The sequence below is a fragment of the Culturomica massiliensis genome, from assembly GCF_900091655.1.
In the GTDB taxonomy this organism is placed as follows: domain Bacteria; phylum Bacteroidota; class Bacteroidia; order Bacteroidales; family Marinifilaceae; genus Culturomica; species Culturomica massiliensis.
On sequence record NZ_LT594621.1, the window covers coordinates 1,736,627 to 1,749,453 of the forward strand.

10 protein-coding genes are annotated in these 12,827 nt (G+C 44.9%); 6 read left to right on the forward strand and 4 right to left on the reverse strand.

Annotated features, from left to right (window positions below):
- Positions 1-83: 83 nt before the first annotated feature.
- The 4 genes from BN8908_RS08660 to rbr form a co-directional block, all read right to left on the reverse strand.
- Positions 84-2,780 (reverse strand): transglutaminase-like domain-containing protein, encoded by a 2,697-nt coding sequence (locus BN8908_RS08660; protein ID WP_235837426.1) that lies wholly within the window; start codon positions 2,778-2,780, stop codon positions 84-86.
- 7 nt (positions 2,781-2,787) lie between these two features.
- The gene (locus BN8908_RS08665; RefSeq protein ID WP_235837427.1) at positions 2,788-3,540 is read right to left on the reverse strand and encodes a biotin--[acetyl-CoA-carboxylase] ligase; all 753 of its coding nucleotides are present in this window, start codon (positions 3,538-3,540) and stop codon (positions 2,788-2,790) included.
- 2 nt (positions 3,541-3,542) lie between these two features.
- Positions 3,543-5,393 (reverse strand): OmpA family protein, encoded by a 1,851-nt coding sequence (locus tag BN8908_RS08670; protein ID WP_068690129.1) that lies wholly within the window; start codon positions 5,391-5,393, stop codon positions 3,543-3,545.
- An 87-nt stretch (positions 5,394-5,480) separates the two neighbouring features.
- Positions 5,481-6,059: a rubrerythrin gene (gene rbr / locus BN8908_RS08675; protein ID WP_021988296.1), complete on the reverse strand. Its 579-nt coding sequence runs from the start codon at positions 6,057-6,059 to the stop codon at positions 5,481-5,483.
- Between the two features lie 274 nt (positions 6,060-6,333).
- Between rbr and BN8908_RS08680 the strand changes: the two genes are divergently transcribed.
- From BN8908_RS08680 to BN8908_RS08705, 6 genes are all read left to right on the forward strand, one after another.
- Positions 6,334-7,023 carry a 4Fe-4S dicluster domain-containing protein gene (locus BN8908_RS08680; protein WP_021988294.1) on the forward strand — a complete coding sequence of 230 codons (690 nt, stop codon included), beginning with the start codon at positions 6,334-6,336 and terminating at the stop codon, positions 7,021-7,023.
- A 73-nt stretch (positions 7,024-7,096) separates the two neighbouring features.
- Complete coding sequence (locus tag BN8908_RS08685) at positions 7,097-8,167, forward strand: heterodisulfide reductase-related iron-sulfur binding cluster (RefSeq protein ID WP_021988293.1); 1,071 nt, start codon at positions 7,097-7,099, stop codon at positions 8,165-8,167.
- A 159-nt stretch (positions 8,168-8,326) separates the two neighbouring features.
- On the forward strand, positions 8,327-9,355 hold the full coding sequence (locus BN8908_RS08690) for an FAD-dependent oxidoreductase (protein ID WP_068690131.1): 1,029 nt from the start codon (positions 8,327-8,329) through the stop codon (positions 9,353-9,355).
- Between the two features lie 28 nt (positions 9,356-9,383).
- Positions 9,384-9,713, forward strand: coding sequence for a 4Fe-4S dicluster domain-containing protein (locus BN8908_RS08695; RefSeq protein ID WP_021988291.1), 330 nt, complete (start codon positions 9,384-9,386; stop codon positions 9,711-9,713).
- A gap of 29 nt (positions 9,714-9,742) precedes the next feature.
- The gene (locus tag BN8908_RS08700) at positions 9,743-11,509 is read left to right on the forward strand and encodes a (Fe-S)-binding protein (RefSeq protein WP_068690133.1); all 1,767 of its coding nucleotides are present in this window, start codon (positions 9,743-9,745) and stop codon (positions 11,507-11,509) included.
- Positions 11,510-11,759: 250 nt separating this feature from the next.
- The gene (locus BN8908_RS08705) at positions 11,760-12,824 is read left to right on the forward strand and encodes a DUF1573 domain-containing protein (protein WP_161945859.1); all 1,065 of its coding nucleotides are present in this window, start codon (positions 11,760-11,762) and stop codon (positions 12,822-12,824) included.
- Positions 12,825-12,827 lie beyond the last annotated feature (3 nt).

Sequence of the window (12,827 nt, forward strand, 5' to 3'; positions counted from 1 at the left end):
AACCGTAAATCTAAAATCGTAAATCATCAGTTAATAAAACATCTGCCCAATTACGGCATCAGCTCTCCTCTAAATCCTACTTCTTATTCCATATATTTAATAAGCTGATTCCCTAATCCGACCCGATAACCCTGGGATAAAAAGACAACCTCACCCTTCGCATTTACCATAACGATCAAAGGCAGATTTCCTGCATTTTTCAATTTCAAACGGGTTTCCAGCATCTGTAAAATCGTCCCGTCATTATCATATCCGAGCAACAAATTCGAAGGCAAGGGCCTGAAATCATGCCGTGAAAACTTCCCGGCCTGTGTGCGGTCTGTAAACAAAAACAACATAGGTATCCCTTTCGCCTCAAAATCAGCCTTCATCCCACTCATATCCCGAAGTAAATGATTGGTCGGCTCCTGATTTGCCCCAATAAGCGCCAGTGCCGTATATCCTTTGACTGGCAACGGTAAATACTTCATCTCCGGACCTTCTTCCGGCATATATTTTACTTTTGTATCGATTATACCCAATGTTTTCAACGACTCAACCACCTTTCTTATCTCCATATCCACCTCCGTCAGTTTCCCCGACTCCACCCGGAAAGAAGTAATGCCGGACAACACCGAACCGTCACTTTTCCGGTTCCCCGTTACCAGAATATAATCTCCGTTTTCCAATTCCACCGGCTCTTTAAATATTGCACTGTAATTCATTCCACCTCCCATATCGACTTGCGAATTGCTACCCAAATCGATCAAGTGAGCCTGACCGTTTTCAATTTTAGAAATTGTAAAATGCGTATAATAAACGGGATCTGAAATACTTTTTCCCACATTATGGATCATCAGCTTGCCTTTAGGCATCACCCCCTGCTCCCTCGCAAACACAACCGGGCGCCAGCCTTCACCTGCGTTATACTCCGGCTTGCCGTTCAAAGGATTCAAGCGGGCAGCAATCCCCAAAGTACGACAGGCCGCCACAAAAAACACCTCCTTAGAGCGGGTATCGGTAACCATTGCCCGCAATACTCCGACAGGAGGAGTCACGAAATTAATCGTATTTATAGAATCGTTTAACCGGATTTTCTGCATCCAATCGGTCAGGTCCTCCGGGGTTCTGATGTTTTCATTCTGCAAATAAGCAGCTAACGGCTCCCGGTAAGCCGTGATAAACTCGTTCCTGATCCGGGGATTTAAAATATAATTTTTATAGAAAACAGGGTACGCCATACCGGATAAATTATATTCGGCGTAAACAGGAGTTTCAGCATACTTCCGGGCCTCATGCAGGTGATCCGACAAAATAACAGCGGTAATATCCTGTAAATCTTTATCCTGTAAAACACCGAGCAAATCCAAGGCTGTTCTCTTCTGAACCGTACTCTGATCCTTTACCGATTCCAAAAACCGGACGATTTCCTTATAATTTCCCCGGGCAGTTTTGATATACCTGAAAAACGAATCCGGATCATAGCCCCACTCTTCCGCCAGTTGCCGGGCTTCCTCCTTATTCATAAACGTAGCGATATATGCGTTTCGTAAGGAATCTTCATACATAAAACGACGGTCATTCAATGCCCGTTCGGTATCTGTAGTCAAAGCCTGATATTCTTTTTCCGGGGGCGGTACAATATCGAACACATCCCGGTATGCTTCACTTTCTTTCTTATCGAGAACAATCACAACGGTATCGGCAGTTGCCGCCCGTAATTCTGCAAAACCGTAATTTCCATCTTTATAAGCCCAGACAATCCAATCGCCCAAACCGACCGTTAAAGACGACTTTCCGGCCTCATCGGCCGTTAAAGTCACAGCCGGATAATATTCTCCGTAATTATATATCTTATATTGTACAACAGCTCCGGCCACAGGCATTCTATCCGTATCCTGTACTGAGACAACGACCTTTTTTACTCCGGTATAATTACCCGTAACATTGACACTCGTCAAATTTGCATTCGTTGCTACCACCTCTTCGTTTGCCGGATATTTACCGAAAACCCGGGCTTCCATATACAATCCCCGTCGTACCGGTGCGGTAAACCAAGCAATATCCAGGCGGGGTTCGGGCTCACAAGCCCCCAGGTATTTCCACTGCCCGTCGACCCATACTTCCACCCAGGCATGATTATCGTCACAGTGCGCCCAACGCGGAGTATACACCTGCCGGGCAGGTATTCCGACCGAACGCATAGCGGCCAACGTAAACACCGATTCCTCCCCGCAACGTCCGTAAGCCGTTGTCGTCATTGTCAAAGGAGCACAGGTCCGCGCATTCGTAGGCTGATAAATGGCCTTCTCATGACACCAGTGGTTGACTTCCAGAGCAGCTTCTTCCATAGTAGGGCAGGCCGTGACCCGATCTTTCAACTCCCGATAAAATACAAAGCGCGACGAATCCAATCCCTCGTTATGTCCCCGTACCGGTAATACAAAATGCCGGAAAATATCTTCCGGGATATGCCTACCCCAAGGCATCTCTTCCCTCAATTGGAATGACATCCTTACATTCTTCAATAAAAACTCCCCTCCATACCAGGCCAAATCAGCCAAAGGTGCATAAGCATACAAAAATTGAAGAGCCTCCCGTTCTTCCAGCGTCATCGGTTCATCGAATACGGCAAACAGATTTTCCGGAGCATCCGATAACAACAATTTTTTACCTTCAAAATCCTGCAACACCGTTTTCCGGTAAGTTTCATCCGTAAGAAAATGCTTTTCCTTCTTACAGGCTGTCAATACGGCTACAGCCAGTATCAGGCTGCACACCACGCGAATCATTATTTTCATATATTTCTCAACAAAATTTCACTTCTTTGAAACCATACACACGGTCTTTTCCTGTAATGTCTTTCAGTACAAGCCGGCCATATTCATCCACACCTGCGATCGAAGCCCGAAAACGTCCCCGCTCATCCTCCCATTTATAAACACCTTCCCGGCGATACATACTCTCCCGGTACTCTTTTTCCAGACACGCATAATCTTCAATCCGCCCATACCACTTGTCTATACATGCCAGTAGCATCTCCAAGGCCTGCTGTATATTCAACTCTTTACCCGTCAATTGCAACAAGGATACCGGATTGGGTGCATCAGAACAAAACTGTTTCTGATTGACATTCAGTCCGATCCCACATACCGAACTGGCGATCCGGTTACCGGAAATACAATGCTCGATCAAAATACCGGCGATTTTGCACTCCCCGACATAAATGTCGTTCGGCCATTTTACAGTACAATCCTCTGTAAATTTACGAATAAAATCACGACAACCCAATGCTATTACCATAGATACGGCAAATTGCCGGGACGCCTCACACGCCCGGGGACAAAATACGATACTGACAGAGATATTTTTCCCCGGTTCACTTTCCCATGTATTGCTTCCCTGCCCACGGCCCGCAGCCTGCCTATAAGTCAATACAACCGTCTTATCCCTCAGTTCTTCCCTCGGCAATGCCGCAGCCGTAGTATTGGTGGATTCGAGCGCATTGTATTCTAAAACCCGAAAGCCGGCCAAACTATATTTTTTCAATTCGTTCTCCATCTTCAATTCATTATTTTAATTTCCGTTCTCCTGTTGCGAGCTCTTCCCGTCTCGGTCTCATTGGAAGCCACCGGATGAGCCATACCATATCCCTTATAACTCATACGCTCCTTCTTAATATGATTCACAAAGAGATATTTATACACTTCAAAAGCCCTGGCATCCGATAAATGCTCATTGTATTCTGCCGATCCGCTGTTATCCGTAAATCCGGCAATCTCAATTTTAACTGAAGGGTTATTTTTCAGAAACTCAACCAATTGTTCCAGTTCAAAACGCGACTCCGGGCGCAGACTATAATCATCCACATCGAAAAAGATCCCGTTCAAAACCTGTGAAGCCTCTTTCCGAATTTTTTTCAGTACGATCACCCGGGTCTGAGGATGTGCATAATCGGCCCGACCGACATGTATCGTATCTGAATAATACAAATATCCGCCTTTTTGTACACTAAGCAACAAAAGACTCTGCGCAGGTACGCACGACAACATTTCTGCCGGAGCATACACCCCGTCATAATAAGCCAACGTATCTCCTTTCTCCGGATGTATCACCAACAACCGATCCGGGACGACTTTCTCCCCTTCTTCATTTTCAGTTATCAAATGCAGATAAGCCATTTCCTGACAACGCAAAAAGTCTTCCAACTCATACCGGTAAATATTCTTCGTTCCATCCAGATCGGAAGAGAAATACCCCCATCTTCCGGTAGCATCGACGACAAACCCCATTTCATTTTTATAGCTATTCACCGTTATCCCTATATTTTCCGGTTCATTCAAACTGTCCAGATCTACCCGGTATATATCCATACCTCCCATCCCCGGATAACCGTCTGAAGCAAAAAACAAAACTCTCCCATCGTAATAAAGAAAAGGCGCCATTTCATTACCGGACGTATTGAAATACAAAGGTTTCGGTTGCGACCAAAGTTGTCGTCCGTCCGGATTTCTTTGCAACAATGTAGAAAACCAGATATCACTTCCTCCCTTACCTCCTTGCCGGGTCGAAGCAAAAAACAATTTAGTCCCGTCGGCTGATACCGCCGGTTGCGCTTCCCAGGCATCCGTATTGACAGGATATCCCAGATTAATCGGTTCGGACCAAAGTGTATCCGAAATCCGGTAAGCCACGTAAATATCACAGCTACCGCGGGAATCCGGACGCTCGCAACCGGTAAAATACATCATCTGCCCATCGGCGGTAAGCGATTGTGTACCTTCATTTCCTTCCGTCGTATTGAAATTTAAAGGTATTCCCGCACCATCACGATACGACCATATATCCTCATTTCCCTTGTCCAGACATGTATAAAGCACTGTCCTCCCCGTAACATCCAACGAAGGCCAATACACATCCTTATCCGAGCCGATATACAATTCAACCGGACGTTTTTCCTGAGTCATCAAAGCCTTTTGAGCAAAATCACAGTTAATCACGCGATGATTCGCAGCCTCCTTACGGCTCAACTTCGTATCCCGCTCAAGATATAACTTATAATTTTGCCGGGCATTCACATAATCCCCCCTCCCGAAATAACACTCCCCTAAAAAATAATAGTAATTGGTATAATGCACGGAATCCAGCAACAATCCCTGATGTATCGCTTCAATCTCCCGATCGGTATCTCCCAGTCGATCGTATATATCCGCACGCAAAAAAGAAAATTCAGCATAACGTCCGGCATCATTCCCCATTTTATCCAAGACCTGTATAGCAGCATCATAATTCCGCTGACGCACCAGTTCTTTTATGACCTGAAACTGCCGCTGAAATTTTTTATCCATATCCTGTCCGGCAGCCACAGATAAACATCCCCACACAATCCCTATTGCAAAACACCACTTTTTCATATTTTCCGATTTGAATTGCGAATCTAAGAACTAAATCCCAAATTCGCAATTTTATCGGAATCATCCAGAGTCACTCCTGAACAATTTTCAATAATTATCCGGAAACAACTCGAAAAAACCTTGCGGTTGCAAACAGGACGGACACACCTTGGGCGGCGTTTTACCCACATGCACATATCCGCATTTCCGACAATACCACCGTACCTCTTCCGGACGGGCAAATACAAGACCGGTCCGCAAATTATCCAACAATTTCAGATAACGGTTTTCATGCATCTGCTCAACTTCCGTCACATGCCTGAAAAGAGAAGCAACGGCTTTAAATCCTTCTCCGGCAGCAATCTCTCCGAATGCGGGATACAGGTTATGCCATTCGTCATACTCCCCTTCTGCCGCTTCCTGTAAATTCAGCTCCGTCTGCAAAATCGCCCCGGCCGGATAAGCCGCCGTAATCTCAACCATCCCGCCTTCCAGATAACTGAAAAAACGTTTCGCATGAGTCTCTTCCTGTAAAGCCGTCTCGTAAAAAATACCGGCAATCTGCTCATATCCCTCTTTACGGGCTACTTCGGCAAAAAATGTATACCGGTTTTTAGCCTGCGACTCTCCCGCAAAAGCTTTCAGTAAATTTTGCTCCGTCAGCGTTCCTTTTAATGATCTGTCCATTTTATTAAATTTTATATGATACAAAAAAATCGAAAACCCTTATTCTTAAATTTTCCCGACAACATCCTGTCTACGTAAAAACAGGCACAAAGTTCCCTCTTTACAACCGGCTTTGTCCTGTCTATCCATTTCCCATTCCGGCCCTTATACCGGCCACATAAGTATAAATACACATCGACAATACGCATTTACTTACTTTAACCTTCTTCTTTTTAAATATAATTTTGCATGTGTAATAATATACCCGTTAGGGAAAAGATAAAAAACGAAGAAGATGTCCGGATTAGTTGAGAAACTGAAAAAAGATATTCATTACATCGAAGGGATGAACAGTTGTATGAACTGCGGGGTATGTACGGCTATTTGTCCGGCTGCCGAGTTTTACAATTACGATCCGCGTATGATCGTCGATTCGGTACAACGAGGCGATGAAGAAACGATTGCCCAATTCATCCGCTCAGATGCCATCTGGTATTGCGGTGAATGCATGTCGTGTAAAACCCGTTGTCCCCGGGGCAACACGCCCGGCCTCATCATTATGGCGTTACGTAAATTGGCCCAGGAAGAAGGTACGTTCACCTGTTCTGAAAAAGGCAGACAGCAATACGCGCTTAAAAGAGTCATCGACCACAATATTCTGGAACGGGGATACTGTGTCACTCCGGATATTGTCAAACCGGAAATGCATCCGGAACAAGGGCCGGTATGGGAATGGGTGTATGCTCACCTCGACGATGTATTCGAGCGGGTACACGCCAACTACCGGAAGCCGGGGCCCGGAGCTTTGCGGGAAATCGATGAAGCGAGCATGGAAGAACTCCGTAAAATATTCGATGTCACCGGAGGTACCGATTTTATGAACCGGATACAGCAATGCTCCGAAGAAAAAGCAGCGGAAGAAGGCGCCGACATGGAACAATACCTCATGTCGGTATATACCCAAAACAACGGACAACATTCATAATCAGAATAAGGTCAAAAGTTTTCAGATTTAAACTTTTTTCCTTTCGACTTTTTAAATTTTGACTTTCTAACAGATGGATTTACTCGGCAAACAACAGATATGGAACGAATACCAGAAAGAAATTGCAGAAGATAAATACTTCTATGCACGCAGTTGTATTCGCCAGACATTTTTTCCCGGATCGGAATGGGCTTATCTGGACATTCTTCGTAACAAATTGCAAAAAGAGGTCATGGAAGACGCACGTCATACAACCTGTACAGGTATCGGCTACCATTCGGATATCGTTCCGGCAGAAACCATTATGACCGTCGTCGCCCGCCATTTCGCCCTGATGACCGAAGCCGGTTATGAAAACATGACCCCTTCCTGTATTACGTCATTCGGTATTTATACGGAAATTCTCGATACCTGGGAACATCACCCGGAAATAGAGGAAAAAATACGGGAATTCTTATGGAAAGCGACAAAACGGGAATTTAAAAAGCCTAAAAATCTGGCTCATACTTCGGATATCATTTATAAATTCCGGAATGAAATTGCAATTCAGGCGAAATATACATTAAAAGACGTTCATACCGGACGAGCCTTGCGCGGGGTTGACCACATCGGCTGCCATTACGCCAAAATGTTTCCTTCCAAAGGAATCGGAGGAGCAGAATTTCCCGCCGTACTCACCGGCATGATAGAAGCTTGGGGCGGAGATCCCGTCGACTACCCGGAACGCCGGCATTGCTGCGGATTCGGTTTCAGAAACTACCTTGTTATGGCAAATCGCGGATTTTCTGTCGCCAATTCCAAGAAGAAATTCGAATCCATGCAGCCTTATGCGCCTGATTTTATCGTAGCCAATTGTCCGGGGTGTGCGATGTTCCTCGACAAATGGCAATATACGATCAGCGAAATGGAAGGCACCACTTACGGAACGGACGGCTACGGTATCCCCGTCCTGACCTATGAAGAACTGACTGCATTGATTTTAGGCTACGATCCGTGGGAAATCGGATTACAGATGCACCAGGTTGCAGTAGAGCCCCTTCTGGATAAAATGGGAATAGACTACGATCCGGAGGCCAAATACAAAAACAGTAAGGGAATTTCTTTGGGAGAACCGACCTGTCCGACGTATTTGAAAGTGAAATAATAACAGCAAACTATAATTTTAGAATTAAATAAAGCGATTCATCCATTTAAGTCATCGATTTAGTTCTGCCATTTGGGTATTTACATTGAATAAAAGTGGTTGAAACATAAATATCTTAGCTTATTTAAATCTGAAATCCATCATAAATTTATCAATAGTATGAACGTAATCATTATCGGAGGAGGACCGGCCGGATGTGAGGCAGCCTACAGATTGGCACAGGAAGGCATTAAGATCGATCTGATCGAGAAAGAAAATACGACCGGCGGCAACCTTAACAACTGGTATCAACTTTTCCCGGACCGGAAAAACGCCAGGGATATCACGGAAAAATTAAAAAACAACCTCGATCATCCCAATATAACCCTTCACCTGGATACAGAGGCCGTCGAAATGTCCAAAAACGAAACGGGTAAATATACGGTCACTCTGAGCGATAAATCCCTTTTATCCGCAGATGCCCTGTTGCTGACCACCGGCTTCCGGTTATTCGACGCCCACCGGAAAGAAGAGTACGGTTACGGTATATACAACCATGTGATTACTTCTGTCGAACTTGAAAACCTTTTTACCAACCACTCCCTCACACTTGCCGATGGAAAAAAGCCGCAACGGATCGGTTTCATCCACTGTGTAGGCTCACGGGACGAAAAAGTATGCAACTACCATTGCTCCAAGCTATGCTGCATCACAGCCGTTAAGCAAGCCATCGAAGCACGGGAGCTATTGCCGGATGCCGAAATTTTCTGTTTTTACATGGACATGCGTATGTTTGGTCCCGGCTATGAAGAACTATACCGCGATGCACAAGAAAAATACAACATCAAATTTGTCCGGGGCCGCCTGTCCGAAGCTTCTGAAAACATAAGCAAGCAATTGGTAATCAAAGTAGAAGACACCTTAGTCGGCAAACCGCTTAAAATGACATTGGACTTAATGGTGCTGATGATCGGAATGGAGGCCTCCGAGGGCAGCCGTAAAGCAGCAGCACAATTATCCCTCGGCTTGTCGCCCAACGGTTTCATCCGTCCCGCCGATCCCCATTACGGCACGAATCTGACAGAAAAAGAAGGCATTTTCGTCGCCGGTTGCAGCACCTCCCCCATGAACCTGACGGATACCCTGGCGGATGCCCGTTCCGCAGCCTGTAACATTACGGCCTACCTGAAAAAATCCGGGAATGCCTGATATAGTATAAACTCAAATCGCTCAAACAATGACAACACTGTGGGGATATTCCATACCGGAAACCAGAAGCATCGACTACGATAAAAACGACAAAGCTTTTATCGCCTATCTGGCACAAAATGCACCCAGTAGTAAACTTTGCATCGGATGCGGGGGATGTACTGCAACCTGTACGGCCGGCAATCTGACGGACTTCAACATCCGGAAGCTTCAAATGCTGGTAAAGCGGGGCGAAAACGAAGAAGCCAGGACCAAATTGCAAAAATGCATGCTTTGCGGGAAATGCCTGCTGGTATGTCCCAGGGGCGTCGATACCCGGAAAATGATACTGACCATGATCGATTATATAAAAAAATAACGTTCAACTACTAGCAAGTTCCATCTTTTATGTATTACGATAATTTTGTACTTCCTTTTACCATTGGCCTGAATATACTGCTTATATTTCTCGTCGTTAAATATTTCCGCTGGATCAAAACCTTTTCCAAGCCGGAAAAGAAAATGATCCGGAAAGGCATGTTTAGTTTGAAAACCGTTAAGGCCATAAAAGAGGCTTTTCTGGAATGCCTGGTACATCGTAAAATTTATCGTACGAATCCGTTCCTGGGATACATGCACATGTGTTTCGGACTCGGTTGGTTTCTGCTGATTGTCATCGGCAAAACGGAATCCATGGTCTACCATACCAGTGCCCTCAATCCCCCTTATTTTGCCATTTTTTTCCGTTTTTTTCATCCGGCCAAAGAAACATTTCCTTACAGCAATGTCTTCGCCTTCATCATGGACCTGATCCTGCTGATGATCCTTTCCGGCTTATTCCTGGCCTTGATGAAAAGACTTTATTCCAAAGCCCTGGGACTAAAAAAAACGACCAGCCATCGTCCGTTCGATTTGCTCATTCTTACGGTGTTGTGGTTGATTTTTCCGCTGCGTTTCCTGGCAGAGAGTTTTACCAGCGGACTTCGCGGAGGCGGTAGCTTTCTGACACATACAGCGGGCAATTTCTTTGCCGATACCCTACCGCTGGAATCTCTGGCTTATCCGACCTGGTGGGCCTACTCCTCGGCCCTTGGCCTGTTCTTCCTGCTATTGCCGTTTTCCCGTTATATGCATATCCCGACGGAAGTCGTGTATATTTTCTTAAAAAACTGGGGTATCAAACAAGGAAAAACATTCAATGCATTCAGCGAAATACAACTTTACGCCTGTTCGCGTTGCGGTATTTGTATCGATCGCTGTCAGCTCAATACATCGCTGGGTATGAACAACACTCAACCCGTATATTTTCTCAAAAAAATACGGCATCACAAAGACTACTCCGAACAGACCGAAAACTGCCTGATGTGCGGTCGTTGTGAAGCAGCATGCCCGGTCGACCTCAAACTGAATGCCATCCGTTTGAGCAAACGCCCGGACCGGATACAAATCACCAAAGACACTTACAATTATGTAAAACCTGCCGACCCCCAAAAAACGAAAGTAGCCTATTTTGCCGGATGTATGGGACATCTTACCCCATCGGTCATCCAGGCCATGAAACACATCTTCAGCAAAGCAGGTGTCGGATATACATTTATAGACGAACAGGACGGCATCTGCTGCGGACGTCCAATGATGCTTTCGGGCAATCAAAGTGCCGCTTCCGTCATCGTCGAAAAAAACAAAGCGATAATCGAAAATTCAGGAGCGGAACTACTGGTCACGTCCTGTCCGATATGCTACAAAACCTTTAAGGAAGAATACGGACTGTCCATGCAAATCATGCACCATACCGAATACATCGATTACCTGATATCCAACAACATTCTAAAAACGACGGTCAGTGACGACAAAACCGTTTTTCACAACCCTTGTGAATTGGGACGGGGCAGTGAAGTATATGCCGCTCCCGAAAGAGTATTGAGGCAGGTCAGCCGTAAACTGGCAACCCGTTACGACGGCAAAGACTCCTTATGCTGCGGAGGATCGTTAGCCAATAACCACATCTCCACTGAACAGAAAAGCCATATCGCCGCCGATGCCGTAGCCGCCTATGCCGCCTACCGGCCGGATGTCATCGTAACCGCCTGCCCGCTGTGCAAAAAAACATTTGCCAAAAAATCGACATCCATACCGGTAAAAGACATAGCCGAAGTCGTAGCCGTAAACTGTTAAACCTTATGATTTACGGTTAGTAATACCCCTCCTTTCTAACCGTAAATCAAAATACTTATATAAGCATTCTTCTTTCCGGAATAAACTTTTATCCGCTATATTAATATTCAATAATTTTTTTTAAATCTACCCGCTTTTCTATATATTTCTTATCTTTGTAAGATTTTTATAGAAAAATAATGATAGTTTATTCTGTCATTACTATCGCCTTGTCTGCAAACATATAATATGATTAAATAAAATGGAAGCAATGAAGAAGTTGTTGTTATTGTGCTTTACAATTATTCCGGTGCTGGCATTCAGCCAGAAAGCGAAAATTGAATTTGAAAAAACATCCCACAACTTTGGGAAAATCAGTGAGACGGGAGGTAATGCCGTTTATGATTTTGTATTTAAAAACACAGGAACCGTCCCTTTGATCCTGACGAACGTACGTGCCGGTTGCGGATGTACAACCCCGGAATGGGACCGGCAGCCAATCGCTCCGAACGGAACGGGCCATATCAGGGTAAGCTTTAACCCACTTCGGCGCAGCGGTCCATTCACAAAAAGTATAACTGTTAACTCCAACGCAGAAAATGCCGTCGTTTCCCTGACCATCCGGGGAACAATAGAACGGAAACCCAGAGACCCTTACGCAAACTATATACAGAGCATCGGTAATTTAAAACTTACTGCTTCAAATCTTAATTTCGGTACGATCAAAAATACCGACACTCCCGAAAAAACAATCGAAATGATAAACCTGGGAGAACAGCCGTTAACAATTACGACAACCCCGGCTTCTCTCCACATCACAGTTACCGTTCAACCGGAAACCCTGAAAAAAGGAGAAAAGGGTACAATATCCGTCAAATACAACGCCGCCGCCAAAAACGACTGGGGCTTTGTATCCGATAAACTGTCAATCGGCACAAACCATGGAAAACAGATAGAAATACCTGTAGTTGCCAATATCACAGAAGATTTTTCTGCCTATAAGGCCGATAACTACGACAAGGCACCCGTTGTTAAGCTTTCTGAAGACGAATTCGATTTAGGTATATTAGCCAAAAATACCACTAAAAAACACGAATTTTACATTCAAAATACGGGGAAATCAGATTTGATCATTCGCAAAATAAAAACATCCGACGACCAAAACCTTACCGTTATTCCGGCAAAAATGACGATCAAACCGGGTAAGAAAGCCAAAGTGACGCTTACCCTAAAGACGAATGATACGCCGGGCAAAAAGGCTAAAATTATTTCCTTCACGTTCAACGATCCCAAAAACACGATCGTCTCTTACAGATTGTCAGCAACCGTTCAATAAAAT